This window comes from Streptomyces sp. NPDC050534 (assembly GCF_044457745.1).
In the GTDB taxonomy this organism is placed as follows: Bacteria; Actinomycetota; Actinomycetes; order Streptomycetales; family Streptomycetaceae; genus Streptomyces.
On the sequence record NZ_JBITHF010000001.1, the window covers coordinates 534953 to 552563 of the forward strand.

19 protein-coding genes are annotated in these 17611 nt (G+C 71.5%); 11 read left to right on the forward strand and 8 right to left on the reverse strand.

Annotated features, from left to right (window positions below; all coding sequences use genetic code 11):
• Positions 1–171 precede the first annotated feature (171 nt).
• Positions 172–420, forward strand: coding sequence for a DUF2630 family protein (locus ACIBN2_RS02385; protein WP_399132218.1), 249 nt, complete (start codon positions 172–174; stop codon positions 418–420).
• A gap of 66 nt (positions 421–486) precedes the next feature.
• Here the strand turns inward: ACIBN2_RS02385 and ACIBN2_RS02390 are convergent, their stop codons facing one another.
• From ACIBN2_RS02390 to ACIBN2_RS02405, 4 genes are all read right to left on the reverse strand, one after another.
• A complete protein-coding gene (locus ACIBN2_RS02390; protein ID WP_399132867.1) occupies positions 487–1176 on the reverse strand; it encodes an HAD family hydrolase in 690 nt (229 codons plus the stop codon).
• Positions 1177–1240: 64 nt separating this feature from the next.
• Positions 1241–1912 carry a phosphatase PAP2 family protein gene (locus tag ACIBN2_RS02395; RefSeq protein ID WP_399132219.1) on the reverse strand — a complete coding sequence of 224 codons (672 nt, stop codon included), beginning with the start codon at positions 1910–1912 and terminating at the stop codon, positions 1241–1243.
• 55 nt (positions 1913–1967) lie between these two features.
• The gene (locus ACIBN2_RS02400) at positions 1968–2903 is read right to left on the reverse strand and encodes a M56 family metallopeptidase (RefSeq protein WP_399132220.1); all 936 of its coding nucleotides are present in this window, start codon (positions 2901–2903) and stop codon (positions 1968–1970) included.
• Positions 2904–3090: 187 nt separating this feature from the next.
• Positions 3091–3633: a DUF5134 domain-containing protein gene (locus ACIBN2_RS02405; RefSeq protein ID WP_399132221.1), complete on the reverse strand. Its 543-nt coding sequence runs from the start codon at positions 3631–3633 to the stop codon at positions 3091–3093.
• A 175-nt stretch (positions 3634–3808) separates the two neighbouring features.
• Between ACIBN2_RS02405 and ACIBN2_RS02410 the strand changes: the two genes are divergently transcribed.
• The 4 genes from ACIBN2_RS02410 to ACIBN2_RS02425 all read left to right on the forward strand — a co-directional run bounded on the left by ACIBN2_RS02410 (position 3809) and on the right by ACIBN2_RS02425 (position 9757).
• Positions 3809–5467 carry an FUSC family protein gene (locus ACIBN2_RS02410; RefSeq protein WP_399132222.1) on the forward strand — a complete coding sequence of 553 codons (1659 nt, stop codon included), beginning with the start codon at positions 3809–3811 and terminating at the stop codon, positions 5465–5467.
• Positions 5464–6006 carry a MarR family winged helix-turn-helix transcriptional regulator gene (locus ACIBN2_RS02415; protein WP_399132223.1) on the forward strand — a complete coding sequence of 181 codons (543 nt, stop codon included), beginning with the start codon at positions 5464–5466 and terminating at the stop codon, positions 6004–6006. The genes ACIBN2_RS02410 and ACIBN2_RS02415 overlap by 4 nt, the downstream gene beginning before the upstream one ends.
• A gap of 129 nt (positions 6007–6135) precedes the next feature.
• Positions 6136–8709 (forward strand): cellulosome protein, encoded by a 2574-nt coding sequence (locus ACIBN2_RS02420; protein ID WP_399132224.1) that lies wholly within the window; start codon positions 6136–6138, stop codon positions 8707–8709.
• A 124-nt stretch (positions 8710–8833) separates the two neighbouring features.
• Positions 8834–9757, forward strand: a complete 924-nt coding sequence (locus tag ACIBN2_RS02425) for a GNAT family N-acetyltransferase (protein WP_399132225.1) — start codon at positions 8834–8836, stop codon at positions 9755–9757.
• Here ACIBN2_RS02425 and ACIBN2_RS02430 read toward each other — a convergent pair.
• A complete protein-coding gene (locus ACIBN2_RS02430) occupies positions 9739–10131 on the reverse strand; it encodes a VOC family protein (RefSeq protein ID WP_399132226.1) in 393 nt (130 codons plus the stop codon). The two genes, ACIBN2_RS02425 and ACIBN2_RS02430, sit on opposite strands and share 19 nt — an antisense overlap.
• 71 nt (positions 10132–10202) lie before the next feature.
• Between ACIBN2_RS02430 and ACIBN2_RS02435 the strand changes: the two genes are divergently transcribed.
• On the forward strand, positions 10203–10742 hold the full coding sequence (locus ACIBN2_RS02435) for a GNAT family N-acetyltransferase (protein WP_399132227.1): 540 nt from the start codon (positions 10203–10205) through the stop codon (positions 10740–10742).
• Between the two features lie 15 nt (positions 10743–10757).
• On the opposite strand, the gene ACIBN2_RS02440 is transcribed toward ACIBN2_RS02435, so the two are convergent.
• Entirely contained in the window at positions 10758–11441 is a 684-nt protein-coding gene (locus ACIBN2_RS02440) for a glycerophosphodiester phosphodiesterase (RefSeq protein WP_399132228.1), read from the reverse strand.
• Positions 11442–11824: 383 nt separating this feature from the next.
• Here ACIBN2_RS02440 and ACIBN2_RS02445 point away from each other — a divergent pair, with 383 nt between their 5' ends.
• From ACIBN2_RS02445 to ACIBN2_RS02460, 4 genes are all read left to right on the forward strand, one after another.
• A complete protein-coding gene (locus tag ACIBN2_RS02445) occupies positions 11825–13222 on the forward strand; it encodes a DUF6421 family protein (protein WP_399132229.1) in 1398 nt (465 codons plus the stop codon).
• Between the two features lie 41 nt (positions 13223–13263).
• Positions 13264–14013 carry an SDR family NAD(P)-dependent oxidoreductase gene (locus ACIBN2_RS02450; RefSeq protein ID WP_399132230.1) on the forward strand — a complete coding sequence of 250 codons (750 nt, stop codon included), beginning with the start codon at positions 13264–13266 and terminating at the stop codon, positions 14011–14013.
• Positions 14010–15083, forward strand: coding sequence for a threonine aldolase family protein (locus tag ACIBN2_RS02455; RefSeq protein ID WP_399132231.1), 1074 nt, complete (start codon positions 14010–14012; stop codon positions 15081–15083). The genes ACIBN2_RS02450 and ACIBN2_RS02455 overlap by 4 nt, the downstream gene beginning before the upstream one ends.
• Positions 15084–15158: 75 nt before the next feature.
• A complete protein-coding gene (locus ACIBN2_RS02460) occupies positions 15159–15731 on the forward strand; it encodes a transglutaminase domain-containing protein (RefSeq protein WP_399132232.1) in 573 nt (190 codons plus the stop codon).
• Positions 15732–15750: 19 nt separating this feature from the next.
• Here ACIBN2_RS02460 and ACIBN2_RS02465 read toward each other — a convergent pair whose 3' ends face one another.
• Both ACIBN2_RS02465 and ACIBN2_RS02470 read right to left on the reverse strand, forming a co-directional pair.
• The gene (locus ACIBN2_RS02465; protein ID WP_399132233.1) at positions 15751–16479 is read right to left on the reverse strand and encodes a lysophospholipid acyltransferase family protein; all 729 of its coding nucleotides are present in this window, start codon (positions 16477–16479) and stop codon (positions 15751–15753) included.
• Positions 16480–16625: 146 nt separating this feature from the next.
• Complete coding sequence (locus ACIBN2_RS02470) at positions 16626–17033, reverse strand: DUF4395 domain-containing protein (RefSeq protein ID WP_399132234.1); 408 nt, start codon at positions 17031–17033, stop codon at positions 16626–16628.
• A 75-nt stretch (positions 17034–17108) separates the two neighbouring features.
• Here ACIBN2_RS02470 and ACIBN2_RS02475 point away from each other — a divergent pair, with 75 nt between their 5' ends.
• Complete coding sequence (locus ACIBN2_RS02475) at positions 17109–17522, forward strand: TlpA family protein disulfide reductase (protein ID WP_399132868.1); 414 nt, start codon at positions 17109–17111, stop codon at positions 17520–17522.
• Positions 17523–17611: the final 89 nt, after the last annotated feature.

Below are 17611 nucleotides of genomic sequence, written 5' to 3' on the forward strand. Positions count from 1 at the left end.
GCCGTCCGTCTGGGGCGACGCGGGGGATCGCCTCAGGCGGGCGGTCACATCGCCCATAAAGTGTCCTCAGGCTACTTCCCGGATCGTGTCCGGACCTCCGCACTCCCGTCGCACAACGGCCCGCCCGTCCCTAAAGTGGGCACGAATGCCGAGCGGAGGAGGCCTGCGGAGATGGAACAGGACCAGCAGATCCTGGCCAGGATCACGGAGATGGTCGAGAACGAGCGCAAGCTGCGTACGTCCCTCTCGGCCGGCGAGATCGACAGCACGACCGAACGTCAGCGCCTCGGCGACCTGGAGCGCGAGCTCGACCAGTGCTGGGATCTCCTGCGCCAGCGGCGTGCGAAGACGGAGTACGGGGGGAACCCCGACGAGGCGGCGGCGCGTCCGTCGTCGCAGGTGGAGGGCTACCTGGAGTGAGCGGGCGGCGGCGGCAGACGGGCGGTCCCGAGCCCGTACCGCCCCGTCCGCCGGCTCCGTCGCCGCTCAGTCCACCAGGTCCAGCACGGCCCGCAGCGCGTCCGGCCGTTCGCTCGCCGGCAGGTGGTCCACCATGTGCACCCGGCACCCGAGGGCCGCGGCGCCGCCGTCGGCCCGCCGGTCGTCCCCGATCATCAGCACGTCCTTCGGCTCGACCTTGAGCGCCTCGCAGGCCACCGCGAACAGCCGGGGGTCGGGCTTCTGGATGCCGTGTTCGTACGACAGGACGTACGTGTCCACGAACCGGTCGAGGTTGTGCTCGCGGAAGATGGGGCGCAGGTCCCAGCCGATGTTGCTGACCACGCCGATGCCGATCCCGCGCTCGCACAGCCCGTACAGCACCTCGGCGGCGTCGGGATACGGCGCCCACGCCGCCGGCGTCATGTGCCGGTCGTACAGCGCGTCGTGCAACGCCGGCTCGGGCAGCGGCACTTGGCGGGAGAGGCCGGTGTACGCGGCCCGATGCAGCTCGGCGCTCCGGTCCCGGATCGGCCACATCTCGGCGAGGCTGTCGGGCAGTTGCGCCGGAGGCGCCCCGCCGGGCAGTGCCCCCGCCACGTGGAGCGCCTTGGCCGCCTGGCTCAACTCGGCCTCGGGCAGCGCGATCTCGGCCTCGTCGAGCACCGCGCGCAGCCAGGACTCGGTGGACTCGATGCGGAACAGGGTGCCGGAGAAGTCGAACAGGACAGCCATCATCATGTGTGGATCTTACGGGTGCGGTCGAGTGCCCAGGAAGATCGCGGGCCAGGAGAGGCCGGAGTCACGGCTGCTGGCGGCGGTGGACCGCCACCGCCAGCGCCACGACCGTCGCTCCCAGCAGCCAGCCGCCCAGCACGTCGGAGGACCAGTGCACGCCCAGCCACACGCGCGTGAGGCCCACCCCGAGGACGGAGACGAGCCCCACCGCCAGCGCCGTACGCCACAGGGCGCGGCCGGGGCCGTAGCGGTGCAGGAGCCAGAGCAGCAGGCCGCAGACGATCGTGGCGGTCATCGCGTGGCCCGAAGGGAAGGACGCGTAATGGGCCGAGTCGACGGGGTCGCGCCAGACCGGGCGCGGGCGGTCGACCGCGGCCTTGAGGCCCTGTTGCAGCAGGGCGCCCACGATGACGGCCGCTGCCAGCCACAGCGCCGTCCACCACGCCGAGCGCCGCCACACCAGCCACACCACGGCGGCCGCAACCACCAGACGCATCGTCAACGGATCCCAGACCCAGTCCGTGAGGATGCGGAACGTGTGGGTGAGGCCGGTCTCGTGGACGGCCCAGTGGTGCGTGGTGCGCGAGATGTCGCCGTCGACGCCGATCAGCGGATGCCAGCGGATCGCGACCAGGACGAGCAGCAGCACCGAGCACACGGCGAGGACGGCTGCGGCACGGCCTGCGACGGAAGGAGCCGGCGCGCGTTCGGGGGATTCGACGGGCGAATGGTGCATAAGGTGGTCCTCGCCGTCCGGTGAGATGCGAAACCAGTACCCGGACGGGCCGCGCCTATCCCAGCGCCCGTAGCCCTGGTACGAACGCCACCAGCACCGGTACCACGGGCACCAGCGCGGCGGTCGCCGTCAGCCCCAGGCGCCGGAGCGCCGGCAGCCGGTCGGGCGCGCCGAGCAGCCGGTGCACCCGCTGCGGAACGTGCGCCCGCGGGCCTGGCGAGGGGCCGAACACGCCCCGGTCCTCGTTGAGCTCGACGAGCGCGAGCGCGGTCGTGAGACGGCCGTGGCGGCGGGAGGCCACGTCGTCGGCGGCGAGCTCGACCAGGCGGTGCATCTCGGCGCGGAACGCCGCGAACACCGGTACCTGCGGGAACCCGCCCGCCAGCGCGTCGGAGCAGTGCAGCAGCCAGTCGTGCCGGGCCCGAGCGTGCCCCTGCTCGTGGGCGAGGACGGCGTCCAGCTGCCGGCCCTTCAGCCGGCGCAACGCGGCGGTGGTGACGACGAGCTGGGGTGCGGCTCCCGGCAGCCACCAGGCGTCGGGCCGTTCGCCCTCCAGCACGACCAGCCGGCCGCCCGCCGGCTCCTCGCCGGGCAACAGCGGGGCACGGAGCTGGAGTTCATCCGCCCGCCGCCGGCGGCGGGCACGCGCTCGCAGGACCTCTCTCACCAGCATGGTTCCGCTCCACAGGCCGGCGGACGCGAGCGTCACCGCGGTCGCCGCGGCCCAGGGGCCGGTGGCGCCGAGCGCGTAGGCGTCCACGACCCCGTGCGGCGCTCCGGCGAACACATGGCCGCGCACCGCCTGCCAGGCGGTCGCGGCGCTGAGGGTCATCGACAGCGCGCAGCACAGCAGGACGGCGGCCACCACGCACTGCCACACCCACAGCGCGACCACCGGTTCACGGTCCTGCCAGTCCGCCCGGGCGAGCAGCCGGGGGGCCACGACGGCGGTCAGCGCGCCGAGCAGCAGCAGTGCCGCGGGGACCATCATGACGATCACCCTAGAAGCGGACGCGGGCCCGGCATACGGTCTGTCGCGCAAAGTGACGCAATCAACGGTTGCCCGAACGGGCGCCTCGGCTCGGCTCGTACGACCTCGCACGAGCTCATGCGACCTCGTACGACCTCGTATGCCTTCGTACGACCTCGCGCGACCTCGCACGAAGGGGCGCGCCGGATCAGAGCGTGATCAGCATCGCCACCATCGCGATCCCCATCGACAGCCGGCACGCCTTGGCCAGCTCCGGACGGTCGCCCCACCCCACGGCCCCGCCGCCCGCCGCCACCGGCACGAGCCGCACGCCCGACAGCAGCACGTATCCCGTGAAGTAGAGCAGGAGCGCCCCGGTCAGCAGGGGCACCCCGGACGTCGTGCCGTGACCCGCGTGGTGGTCGGGGGACAGGGCCATCACGACAGCCATGTAGACCATGGCCGAGGCGCCCACCAGATGGTGCAGATGGTGCGGGCTCGACCGCGCCGACCACAGGGCGCGCAGCGCGGCGGCGCCGAAGACGGCCGCGTAGAGCGGCCAGGTCCAGGCCGGCGGGCTGAACACCGCGGCCGGCACGGCCATCGCGGCCATGCCGAAGCCCATCAGCGCCTCGCCGCCCGCGGACCGTCGCTGCTCCTCGACCGTGCTGCTCATCCGCAAGAGGCAGTAGGCCCCGGTCGCCGCACACAAGGCGACCAGCAGCCAGCCGGGCGAAGCCGGTCCGTGCACGCGTACCTCCCCGCTCGACGGTGTCGACAGTCCGTGGCTGCCCACGCCATGCGGCGCGCACGCAAGCGCAAGGGTGTACACGGGGAGCATTCGAGGGAGCACAGCAGGTGAGCGGTGAGGAGAGATCGGTCGTCGAATTCGTTTACGAGTAAAACACCTGCTAATGTTATGTCACATGACCCCAGCGACCTCCGCCCCCGCCCCGCGCACCCGCCGCCTCCCCCTCGCCGGCGTCCTGGGCCTCGGCAGGCCCGCGGACATCTGGTTCAAGCCCGCGCTGAGCGTGGTCGCCTCGGTCGCCCCGCCCAACCTGCTCCTGTTGGCCCTCGGGCGCCTCGACCTGGCGATGTACACCATGGCCGGGTCGCTGTGCGCGCTGTACGCCCACAACCGCCCCTACGCCGCCCGGGCCCGCGTCCTGGCCTGGGTGGTGCTCGGCATGGTCGGCGGCCTCGCGGTCTCCCTGGTCGCCGCCTCGCTCACGTCCAGCGCCGTCGTGCTCGTCACGGTCGGCGCCCTGCTGGCCGCACTGCAGAAGGCGCTGTGCGACGCGAGCCGCGTCGGGCCGCCCGGCAACGTGGTCCTGACCTTCATCACCTCCGCCTCCCTCTTCGCCCCGCAGACGCTCGGCCAGGTCCCCGGCCACCTCGCGCTGGCCGTTGCCGCGGGCGCGTGGTCCTGGCTCGTCGGCATGGCGCCCGGGCTGCTGCGCCCGCACGGCCCCGAGCGCCGGGCCACCGCGGGAGCCCTGAAGGCCGCGGCCGCCCACGCCGCCACGCGCGGCACCGCGGACGGTCACGCCCGCGCGCGTGCCGTGGCGGCGGCCGCCGTACAGGCCGCCTGGCAGTCGCTCCTGGCGGCCGGCGACACCCGCACCCGGCGCGGCCTCGAACGCCTCGTCGTCCGTGCCGAGGTCGCCCTCGCCGCCCCCGCCGACACCGATGCGGAGCAACTGCGTACCTGGGCGCGCGAGTTGACCGGTACCGGCCCCGTCCCGCAGGTCCATGACCCGGCGGCAGCCGGGGAACTCCTCGGCGTGCAGGCCGAACTCGCCGCCCCGGCCCGCCCGTTGTGGGCGCGGCTCGGCCCGCTCGCCCCGATCGCCGTCCGCACCGCCCTGGGCTGCGCCCTCGCCGGCTACGCCTCCCTCGCCCTCGGCGTCGGCCGCCCCTACTGGGCGCTGGTCACCGCGGCCTCCCTCTACCAGGCCAACCTCGCCCTCACCTGGACCCGGGGCGTCCAGCGCGTCGTCGGCAACCTCCTCGGCGTCCTCCTCTTCGCCGCCGTCGTCCCGCTCGCCCACCTCGGCCCGGCCGCCCTCGTGCTGTGCTGTCTCGCCTTCAACTTCGGCGCCGAGGCGCTGATCGGCCGCAACTACTGGCTCGGCACCGTCTGCGTGACCCCGATGGCGCTGCTCATCACCGAGTTCACCGGATTCCAGGAGCCCGGACTCCTGATCACCGAGCGGGTCGTCGACACCGTCGTCGGCGCCCTGGTCGGCTTCCTCGCCGCGGTCGCCGTCACCAACCGGCGCTCCGGCGACCGTGTCGAGCACGCGCTGAGCGCGGCCGAACGCGCCCGCGAGCACACCGCGCGGCTCCTGGCCGAGGCCGCCCCCGCGCCCACTGCCGTGGAGTCCGCCCGCCGGGCGCTCGCCGCGGCCCTGGCCGAGCTGCGCGCCACCGTCGACGCCGCCTCCGGCGAGTGGTGGCAGCGTGCCCTGCCCCAGGAGCGGGTCGTGCGCGCCGAGCAGGCCGGACACCGTACGCTCGCGGCTACGGTGCGGCACCAGGGGCTGCGCCTGAGCGGCGAAGCGGAGGGCGCACGGCCATGACGGCACCGAACGGACGGAAGGCGGGGGCGAGCAGGGGCGAGGACACCGTCTCCGCGGTCGTGCGGCAGTGGCAGGCCGTCCACCCCGACCTCGACACGGGCCCCATGGAGATCATCGGCCGCATCAACCGCTGCGCCGCACTCCTCCAGCAGGCCGAGGACGCGCCGCTGCGCCGGGCCGGCCTCAGCCGTCCCGAGTTCGACCTGCTGGGCGCGCTGCGCCGCACCGGCCACGAGCTGACCCCGGGCGAACTGGCCCGCGAGACCTTCTCCTCGGGCGCCGCCGTCACCAAGCGCCTGAAGCAGCTGACCGAGCGCGGCCTGGTGGAGCGCCGCGGCGACACCCGTGACCGCCGCGTGGCCCACGTCCGCCTCACGGACGCCGGCCGCGACCTCGTCGACGGCATCCTCCCCGAGCAACTGTCCTACGAGACGGCCGTACTGGCCGTCCTCGACGGGCAGGGACAGGGCGAACTGGCCGGACTCCTCGGCGAGTTGCTGGGCAGGCTCGAGGGGCGCCCCGGCGCGCTGCGGGCCTGAACAGCCGCCGCCTCCGCACTTCTCGGAGGTGGCGGACCGTTGACGTGATCGACGTCCACTCCCTACGTTCGGCCAAGCCGGTTCGGTTCGCCGACTGGCGTACGACATGTCGAACGACAAGGGGATGCCGTGACACCTCGGACGCTGACGGTCGACCTGGACGCCGACACGGGCCCCTTCCACGGCGGCGCGAGCGGCACGCTCTACGGCCTGTACGGCGACGGCGTGCCCAGCCGCACCGTCGTCGAGGGCATGTACGTCCGCACGGTCAGCACCAAGGCCCAGGACGGCATCCAGCATCCCGGCGCCGACGCCTTGGAGATCCTGCCGCCCTTCGTCGCGGCGGGCGGCCGGGACGTCTACGTCTACCTCAGCGACATCCATCGCGGCTTCCCCTACGAGTGGCCGGGCGCCACCGGCGAGGAACGGCTCGGCGCCTACCTGGCGGCCGTCCGCCGCCACGTCGCACAGACGCAGACGCTGGGGACCCTCAAGTCCCATGTCGTGTATGTGCCGTTCAACGAGCCCGAGGGCAACATGTTCGGCGAGGGGGAGTGGAGCTACGACGGCGTCTGCTGGCGTACCGACCCGCGCCACTTCTTCGCGGCCTGGCAGGAGACGTACCACCTGATCAAGGGCCTCGACCCCGAGGCGCGCATCGCCGGCCCCAACACCTGCGTCCTCTACCCCGAGGTGCGCGGTTTCCTGGAGTTCGCGCGCGACCACGGCGTGCTCCCCGACGTGATCACCTGGCACGAACTGTCCGCACCCGACGAGGTGCGCACAAACGTCGCCAAGTACCGTGAGCTGGAGCGGGAGTTGGGCATCGGGCCGCTGCCCGTCAATCTCAACGAGTACGCGCACAACTACCACCTGTCCGTGCCCGGGCAGATGATCCAGTGGATCGCCGCCGTCGAGGAGTCCAAGGTCGACGCCGACATGGCGTACTGGAACATCGCCGGAAACCTCAACGACTCGGCGGTGGAGGCCAACAAGGGCAACGGCCAGTGGTGGCTGTTCAACGCCTACGGCCGGATGAGCGGCGACACGGTCCGTGTCACCCCGCCGCAGCCCAACGTGCAGTACACGCTTCAGGGCGTCGCCACGCTCGACCGGCACAAGAGGCAGGCCCGGCTGCTGTTCGGCGGCGCGAGCGGCGCCGCGGACCTCGTGTTCACGGGTGTCGACGCGGACGTGTTCGGCGGCACCGTCCACCTGAGGCTCGAGGAGATCCCCTGGAGCGGCCAGGTCGGCGCGTGTGAGCGGCCGTTGCGTTTGCTCGACACCGAACTGCCCGTTACGGAAGGCCGGGTGGCGCTGCCCGTGAGCGATCTCGACGAGATGTCCGCCTACCTCCTGACCGTCGCGCCCGGAGGCAACGGCGTCACGCTCCTGCCGCCCCCGGCCGCCCGTCGGCGTACATACTTGGCCGAGGACGCCGTCTACAGCGGCGGCGGCCGCACGAAGAACGGCCCCGAGGGTTCCCCTTCCGCCGTCGACAAGTTCGCGACCTCCGGCCGCCATCACATCGGCGGCCTGCGCACCGGCTCCGACGGCGTGCTCGCCTTCGACGTCGAGGCCCCGCGGGACGGGACGTACGACATCCGGGTGTTCGCGAACTCCCACAACCTGGCCGACCTGGTACGCGAGAACGGCCCCACCAACGTCTTCCTGCGCATCGACGGCGAGGACCCGCGCGAGCTGCGACTGCCGCTCGGCTACAAGTGGGCGGTCTGGGGCCACACCGGCACCGAGGCCCGCTTGACCGCGGGCCCGCACCGCATCACCCTCGCCGCACAGGATCCCGACCTCGGCGCGACCAGGGGAGACGCGGTCGTCGACAAGCTGGACCTGATCCCACGCGAGGAGCGTGAGGAGCGCGAGGACGTGTACGAGGCCGAGTACGCGGAGCTCGGCGCGGGCGCCCGGCCCACGTACGCCCAGCCGGGCGCCTCCGGCCCCGGTGCCGCCGTCGTCCCTCGCGGGGGCACCGTCACCTTCTGGGTGCACGCCGCGGACGACGACGAGGCGACGGTCACCGTCGACCTGCTCGGGCCCGGCGAGGGCCTGCTCACGGTCAACGGCGAGGAGCTCGGGCGCGTGCGACGGGACGCCGTCCCGCTGTTCCTGGCCGGGGGCATCAACAAGGTGACGGTGACCGGGACTTCGGAACGTCTCGTCGTGGGCCGGCTGTGCGTCGCCCCGTCCCGCGGACTGCTGCCCACGTCCGTCGCCGCCGCCGAGGAAGGCACCCTGACCGGCACCGCGCGCGTGACGGGCTACTCGTACGCCACGGGCGGCAAGGCGGTCGACGGCGTCGGAGCCGGTCCCGGCAATGCGCTCACCCTGACGGTGACCGTCCGGCGCGCCGGACGCCACGCGCTCACGATCCGCTACTCCAACGGCGAGCAGGCGCCCGCCACCCACTACAACCCCGACCCGGTCTGCCGCCACGCGGACATCTCCGTCAACGAAGCCGCCCCGCACCGCGCCCTGTTCCCCACCACCTTCCACTTCAACAACTTCTGGAACCTCTCCGTCCCCGTCACCCTGAACCAGGGCACCAACACGATCACCTTCACCGCCGACGAACTCCCCGACTTCGACGGCAGGAGCCGTAACGCGTACGGACAGCGCTCGGCGTACGCCCCGGTGATCGACCAGGTCACGGTGACACCGCTCGTCCCAGGGGCCCTGTCGTGACGGGGGCGGGCCCAAGGAAGGCTGCTGTCCGCGGCCGCTCAAGGCCGGCGTGCGCAGTAGGCTCGCCCCGTACCGCACCGTATGGCGGCCTCCAGCCCATCCCTTCGTGCCCGGAGGTTCCCGCATGCCCGCGTTCACGGTGCGCCCCTTCCGCCGCGACGACCGCGACCAGCTCACCGACCTGGTCAACGCGCACGTCTGCGCCGTCGTGCCCGGCGTCTCCGTCTCGGTCAACACCGTCCTCAGCGACCTGGAGCGGCAGCCCGGCGAGGCCATCACCGACCCCTGGGTCGGCGAACGCGTCACGCTCGTCGCCGAGCAGCGCCGCGCCGTCGTGGCCGCCGCCCACCTGCTGCGCTACCGCGACGGCGAGGAGGTCGGCGAGACCTACCGGGACGCCGGGGAGATCGACTGGTTCGTCCACTGGCCGCCGGCGTCCTTCCGGCCGCACTCCGAGGCCGCCGCGGACGGTCTGATGGCCGCGTGCCTGGCCCAGTTCGCCCGCTGGGGCGTCCGGACCCGATACGCGGACGGCGCCCTCCCGGCACCTGCCGTCTACGGCCTGCCCCGCAACTGGCCCCACGTGCGCGCCCTCTACGAGCGCTCCGGCTTCCGGCACATCGGCGACACGGAGGCCGTCCTGATCGCGCGGGTGGCCGACCTGCCGGCGCCCGAACCCACGGCGGGCCCGAGCTTCACGCGCACGGTGGGGGAGTGCGGCACCCGTTTCACGGCGTGCGACGGCGAGGGCGCCCCCCTCGGCTTCATCGAGGTCGACACAGCGCTGGGCCGTCCCGAGCGTCATGTCCGCGCGACGGGCCCCGCCGACATCGGCAACCTGCACGTCGGCCCCGCCTCGCACGCGGAGGACCTGGAGCGTCACCTTCTCGCCCAGGCCGCCGACTGGCTCCGCCTGTGTGGCGTCGACCGCCTCCTCGCCTACGAATCCGCCGACGACGAGGCGGCGATCGGGCTACTGCTGGGCGCCGGTTTCCGGGAGCTGACCCGTACCGACCGCCGCTGGCAGCATCAGATGCCGGGCCGGTAGCGGATCGGATGGTCCTCCGGCACCTCGACGAGCACGATCCGCGTCCCGTCCGGATCCCTGATCCACATCTCGACCAGCCCCCAGGGCTCCTTGACCGGCGGGCGCACGATCTCGACCCCCTTGGCCAGGAGCTCCTCGTGCGCCGCGGCCGCGTCCACGACCTGCAGCCACAGCCGCACGGCCGGGGAGGGCCCCGCCTGCGACCGTCCGGAGACCTCCAGGAAGCCACCGCCGAGGAAGTACACCGTGCCGCGCTCGGGTCCCGTACCGAACTCGCGGTAGACGGCCAGCCCCAGCTGCTCGCCGTAGAACCGCCGCGAGCGCTCGGGATCGGTGGGCCGGAGCAGGGTCCGGCTGCTCAGAACATGCACCATGCATCCGGAGCCTACTGGCGGCGTTACTCTCTTCGGTGCCCGCGCCGCGCTTGAGATCGGAGAGCCGCACCATGGACACCGCCGCCACCGGACTGACGTTCCGTGACGCCATCGACGCCGATGTGGACGTCCTGGTCGCGCTGATCGAGTCGGCCTACCGCGGGGACTCGAGCCGGACCGGCTGGACCACCGAGGCGGACATCCTGGAGGGGCAGCGCACCGACGCGGAGGGCGTGCTCGACGTCATCAAGTCGCCCGACAGCCGGCTGCTGACGGTCGAGCGGGACGGCGTCGTGATCGCCTGCTGCCAGCTCGAACACCGCGGTGCGTACGCCTACTTCGGGATGTTCGCCGTCAGCCCGCAGCTGCAGGGCACCGGCCTCGGCAAGGTGATCATCGCGGAGGCGGAGCGGGCGGCGCGCGAGACGTGGGGGGTGCGCGAGATGCACATGACCGTGATCTCCGTGCGCGAGGACCTCATCGCCTGGTACGAGCGCCGCGGCTACCGCCGTACGGGAAGGATGACGCCGTTCCCGTACGGCGACGAGCGCTTCGGCATCCCGCAGCGCGACGACCTGCAGTTCGAGCTGCTGGTCAAGGAGCTGGCGTGACGCTCGGGCGGCCGCTCACGCGGTGAAGCGGCCGGTGCGTTTGATCTCCGGGTAGTCGGTGGTCGCGCCGTCCAGCTGCAGGGCCCGTACGAGACGGAGCTGGTCCTGTGTGTTCACCACCCAGCCGATGATCTTCAGGTCCGCCTTGCGGGCCATCTCCACGATCTCCAGCGTCAGGCGGCGGATGTTGAGGCAGACGGTCGAGGCGCCTGCTTCGACGGCGCGGTCCACGATGTCGGTGCCGTAGCGGCTGCCGATCAGCGCGGTCCGTACGCCGGGCACCAGCCGGGCGATCTCGGCGACCGCCTCGTCGTGGAACGAGGACACCTCGACCCGCGAGACGAGGTCCCGGCTGAGCATGACCTCGGCGAGGGCCCTGGCGGCCTGCACGTCCTTGATCTCGGCCTGGAGCGGCGACCTGACCGCCTCCAGGACCTCCTCGAAGACCGGGACGTGCTCCCCGCGGCCCGCGTCCAGGGCGCGCAGCTCGGCGAGGGTCTTCTCGGCGATCGGGCCGGTGCCGTCGGTCGTGCGGTCCACGTCCGTGTCGTGCATGACGACGAGGGCGCCGTCCTTGCTCAGATGCAGATCGAGTTCGATCACGTCGAGCCCGGCGTGCTGGGCGGCGACGAAGGAACGGAGGGTGTTCTCGGGCTCGACACCCATGACTCCGCGGTGACCGATGGTAAGGAAGTTCAAGGTTCAACTCGCTTCCGTCGACGGCGGCTCGGCATGCGCGCGGACCGGAGCGGACGGCCACACGGGCAGAGCCGCAGCCTAACGGCCCCGTCTCGCGATGAACCCGCTCGTACACAGGGGATTGGCGTGGCGTACGGCGGGAATCCGGCCCGTGCCGCCGGGCGCGATCACCCTGGCGTGGGCGAGTCCTGCGGACATTGACCTCAGACTCGTACCCCGCGAGGGGCACGTATACCCGGAACGGCGGCCTTCACCGCATCCGGCAGAAAAAACTTCGGTGACCATGCGGTTGCACAGGATAATCTCCCGAGGCTTCCCTTGCTGGAAGGAAGCTCGTATGTGTACGGTCTCGATACGCGAGCTTCTCCCGTGGAGGATGGGACATGACGGAAATTCTTGTGCAGGCGGCTATGGGGGAACAGGTTTCTCCCGCGACCAGGGTGGTCGAGCACCCGGCGTGGCCGGTGCTCAAGGATGCCGTGGAGCTGATCCGGCCATGGCAGTCCAAGGACGGGTCGATCGACTTCGAGGCCGAGGGCGCCCCCGAGCGCGCGGACGCCGAGGCCGCCGTGCGGCGTGTCGTCGAGGCCGTGCGGGAGCTCTCCCCGCTGCTTCCGCACGACAGCGACTACCACGAGGCCCTGGCCAAGGACCTGTACCGGTGGGCAGAGGGCGGCTTCGAGATACCCGACTTCCTCGACTCGCTGCTGGCCTTCCAGCCCGCCGCGCACCGTGCGGACGGCCTGCAGCACCTGGTCGTCTTCCCGATGTACACGCAGAACGGCAACCCCGACCGCAACCTCGAGGCGGTCGTGCTGCGCATGGTGTGGCCCGAGTGGCTGGCCGAGCTCGAGCGCACCCGCTACGACAACCCGCTGTTCTGCGGCATCACGTTCGAGGACTTCACGGCCGGTTACGACACCAACTCCGCCGTCCTCTTCCCCGAGACCATCGCCGTGCGCGAGGCGCCGGAACGATTCTCCTGGGGCGGCATCTTCTGTGACCGCGAGGCCGCCCGCTTCCGCCGGGTCACCGACGCCGCCGTGGACATCCTGGGCATCGAGCTGCCCGAGGACGTCGCCGCGATGGTCCACGACCAGAAGCGCTGCGAGGAGGCCTTCGTGCTGTGGGACATGGTCCACGACCGCACCCACAGCCACGGCGACCTGCCCTTCGACCCGTTCATGATCAAGCAGCGGCAGCCGTTCTGGATGTACGGCCTGGAGGAGCTGCGCTGCGACCTCACCGCCTTCAAGGAGGCCGTGAAGCTGGAGGCCGACGGCGTCCCGCAGGCCCGTGACGTGCAGTACGCGGTGCTCTTCGACCGCATGTTCCGCTTCCCGGTCACCGGCGAGCGCGTGCGCAACTACGACGGCCTCGGCGGCCAGCTGCTCTTCGCCTACCTGCACAAGCACGACGTCATCCGCTGGACCGACAACAAGCTGCTCATCGACTGGCAGCGCGCCCCGCAGGTCACCAACCAGCTGTGCGCCGAGATCGAGAAGCTCTACCGCGACGGCATCGACCGCCCCAAGCTCGTGCACTGGTTCGCCGGCTACGAGCTGGTCTCGACCTACCTCGCCCCGCACCCCGGCTCCCGCTGGGCCAAGGGCCCCGATGCCCTCGACCTGACGCTGCCGCCGCGAAAGCTCGTCGATGACGTGCTTCCTGACGAGTTTCCGCTGAGCATGTTCTATGAGGTCCTCTCCAAGAAGCTGAAGAACGTGATCGCCTCCACGAAGGGCATCACGGCGGAGAGCGCCGAGCGGGTCGCCGCGTGAGCGACCGCGGTACCCAGAACACTGCTCAGGAGGCGAAGACTATGGCGGGGAACGGAGCTCTCAGCGGTGCGGTGATCGCGGTCGCCGGCGGAGGCGGTCCTGCCGGGCGCGCGGCACTGCTCAGGCTGGCCGAGGCGGGTGCGACCGTGGTCGCCGCGGACAACGATCCCGAGCGGCTCGCGGAGGCCGTGGACGCGGCCCGCTACGCGTCCGGCGGTGCCACCGTCACCGGTGAGACCGTCGACCTGCTGGACCTGGAGGCCACCAAGGAGTGGGCCCAGCACACCGAGAAGGAGTTCGGCCGCGTCGACGGCCTGGTCCACCTCGTCGGCGGCTGGCGCGGCAGCGAGACCTTCATCAAGACCAGCCTCGACGACTGGGACTTCCTGGAGCTGCTCCTCATCCGCACGGTGCAGAACACCTCGCTGGCCTTCTCCGAGGCACTGCTGCGCAGCGACCGCGGACGGTACGTCCTGATCAGTGCGGCCGGCGCCAGCAATCCGACCGCCGGGAACGCCGCGTACGCCGCCGCCAAGGCCGCCGCCGAGGCGTGGACGCTGGCCCTGGCCGACTTCTTCCGCAAGGCGGGAGGCGCCGACGGGCCGACGTCGGCGGCTGCGATCCTGGTGGTGAAGGCGTTGGTGCACGAGGCGATGCGTGCCGACCGCCCCAACGCGAAGTTCGCGGGTTTCACGGACGTCAAGGACCTGGCCGACGCCGTCGTCGGCGTCTGGAGCAAGCCCGCCGCCGAAGTGAACGGAAAGCGTCTGTGGCTGACCGAGAAGCCGTGAACCCCCCGAAGACCGACGCGCGTCGCCATCACGACCCGGAGGTCCGCGGTTTCGCCAGTGACAACTACGCCGGGGCCCACCCGGAGGTGCTCGCCGCGCTGGCCCTGGCCAACGGCGGGCACCAGGTCGCGTACGGCGAGGACGACTACACCGAGAACCTCCAGAACCTCGTGCGCAGCCACTTCGGCTCCACGGCGGAGGCGTTCCCGGTCTTCAACGGCACCGGCGCGAACGTCGTCGCGCTCCAGGCGGTCACCGACCGCTGGGGCGCGGTGATCTGCGCGGAGAGCGCCCACATCAACGTCGACGAGGGCGGGGCGCCGGAGCGCATGGGCGGCCTGAAGCTGCTCACCGTGCCCACCCCCGACGGCAAGCTCACACCGGAGCTGATCGACAAGCAGGCGTACGGCTGGGACGACGAGCACCGCGCCATGCCGCAGGCCGTCTCGATCACCCAGAGCACCGAGCTCGGCACCCTGTACACGCCGGACGAGATCCGGGCGATCTGCGACCACGCCCACGCGCACGGCATGAAGGTGCACCTGGACGGCTCCCGCATAGCCAACGCGGCCGCGTCGCTCGACGTCCCGATGCGGACGTTCACCAACGCGGTCGGCGTCGACATCCTCTCCCTGGGCGGGACGAAGAACGGCGCGATCTTCGGCGAGGCGGTCGTCGTGATCAACCAGGACGCCGTCAGCCACATGAAGCACCTGCGCAAGCTGTCGATGCAGCTGGCCTCCAAGATGCGCTTCGTCTCGGTGCAGTTGGAGGCGCTGCTCGCCAAGGACCTGTGGCTGCGCAACGCCCGCCACGCCAACGAGATGGCCCAGCGGCTGGCCGAGGGCGTGCGCGCCGTGCACGGCGTGGAGATCCTCTACCCGGTGCAGGCCAACGGCGTCTTCGCCAAGCTCCCGCACGACGTGAGCGAGCGTCTGCAGAAGAAGTTCCGGTTCTACTTCTGGGACGAGGCGGCCGGCGTCGTGCGCTGGATGTGCGCCTTCGACACGAGCGAGGACGACGTGGACGCGTTCGTGGCGGCGCTCAAGGAGGAGATGGCGCGGCACTAGGCGGCACTGCATAGGTATGCGATCACTCGAAAAGTCATTGACTGTCGAGTGATCGCATTCTTATGCTCTGCGGGCATGGAGCTGATCCAGCACAACCCCGACCTGTCCGCGTACCTGGCCGCCGACGAGGTCATCGACCACGACCACCCGCTGGTGCGGAAGACGGCCGCAGAGCTGGCCAGTAGTGCGGCGGACTCGTATGTCTATGCACGCCTGGCGTTCGAGTTCGTACGGGACACCATCCCGCACTCGCAGGATTCCGGTGACCCGCGGGTCACTTGGCGCGCCTCCGACGTCCTGGAGCAGCGCACCGGCATCTGCTATGCCAAGGCGCACGCGCTGGCGGCCCTGCTGCGCGCCGAGGACATCCCGACCGCGCTCTGCTACCAGAAGTTCGACGTGCTCCACGGCCTGGTCGCCGTGCGCTTCAACGGCGCCTGGCACCGCCAGGACCCCCGGGGCAACAAGCCGGGTGTGGACGCCCGGTTCTCCCTGGAGGGCGAGCGGCTGGCCTTCACCCCCGACCCGGAGTCCGGCGAGCTGGACCACCCGCTGCTGTACGCCGAACCCCACCCGGCCGTACTCGGCGCACTGCGGGCGGCCCGGGACCGGCAGCACCTCCGGCAGACGCTCCCGAGCGCGCTCTGAGCCGGTCCGGCGTGACGATTCAGCCGGCCTCGGCCGCCTTCACCTGCTCGGGAGTCGGTGCCGTACCGCCGAGGTGGGCCGGCATCCACCAGGTGTCGTCCGGGCCCTTGGGGCGTACGGGATAGGCGCGCTGTGCGGCCTCCAGGAGCTCCTGGACGCGCTCGCGCAGCCGCCGGGTGATGGCGCCCGCGTACTGGTCCTGCGGCGCCTCCACCGGCTCGCCGACCCGGATGGTGATCGGGGTGTGGCTGCGCCTGAAGTTGCGCGGGTGGCCCTTGGTCCACAGCCGCTGCGTGCCCCACAGCGCCATCGGGATGAGCGGGACACCGGCCTCCTGGGCCATGCGCGCGGCACCCGACTTGAAGCTCTTCAGGGTGAAGGACTGCGAGATGGTGGCCTCGGGGAAGACGCCGACGATCTCGCCGGAGCGCAGCGACTGCAGCGCGTGGGCGTACGCCGTCTCGCCCTGCTTGCGGTCCACCGGGATGTGCTTCATGCCGCGCATCAGCGGCCCGGAGATCTTGTGCCGGAAGACGGACTCCTTGGCCATGAAGCGGACCAGACGCTTCTGCGGCAGCGCCGCGAGCCCGTCGAAGATGAAGTCCAGGTAGCTGATGTGGTTGCTCACCAGCACGGCGCCACCCGAGCGGGGGATGTTCTCCGACCCCTTGCAGTCGATCTTGAGATCCCAGGCCTTGAACAGCGTTTTGGCAAGGCCGATGACGGGACTGTAGACAAGCTCAGCCATGGATGGGTCGAACCCCTTCTCTCTGCCTGGGCAGGGTTCCCCCGGCGCGGAAGTTACGCAGCCGTAGGTTTACGGCATTGCGCAGATCGTGCCCCAAGTAACGAGTGGGTGGCCAGTCCTGGTGCCCGAGAGTGGCGAGATACTCATCACGTAATGAGCCTGCGTACCACCAGGTACATCTCGCACCCCAGGCAGTAGCCGAAGGCCGCGTTGAGGAACGCGGCGGCCAGCGCGGCGGCGGTCGCCACGAGCCCCAGCCAGGTCACTCCCAGCGCGAAACCGACCAGCCCCACGCCCGCGAAGACCAGCCCCACCGCCTGCGCGAAGCGCGGCGGCTCCGGCGGCTCGAATTCGGTGGGCGGCCCGATCCGGGGCCGGACGGCCTTGCGGTACAGCCAGCCGTACGGTGAGCGCCCGACCCCGCCCGCCGCGCCCAGCGCGAACGCCAGCGTCTGCCAGGCCAGCAGCCAGGCGCTCCCGGTGATCAGCACGACCGCGAGAACCACGGTCGTCACGGCGGCCCCGAAGCGGGGGCCCCTCACGTCGATGTCCATGAATCAAGCATTCCGCAAAGGAAAAGCTCTGGGGAGGCGGGAATCTTTGCAGTCTCGTGAATGCTTGTGCAGGTGATGACAGGACTTGTGGTGTGCGCGGTGGTGCTCGTGGCGGCGAGCGCCTACGGAATGCTTCATCGGCGGCGGAGCGGGAGGGTACGCGTGCGTGGGCGCGACGACGGGAAGCGGCTCGGGGCGGCCGAGCTGGGCGGCGAGCTCGGTGAGCGGGCCACGCTCGTGCAGTTCTCCAGCGCGTTCTGCGCTCCGTGCCGGGCCACGCGGCGCGTCCTCGGCGAGGTGGCCGGGCTGGTCCAGGGTGTGACCCATGTCGAGATCGACGCGGAGGACCACCTGGATCTCGTACGCGAACTCGACATCCTCAAGACCCCGACCGTGCTGGTCCTCGACGCCGAGGGCCGGGTCGTCCGCCGGGCCACCGGCCAGCCGCGCAAGGCCGACGTCATCGCCGCCCTCGGGGAGGCGGTCTGACGGTCCGCTGCCGCGGGGTGAGGCATCTCCCAGATGCCGGAACGTACTTGACTGTGCGCGCCACGTATCGTCAGCCTGACCGTATGCCT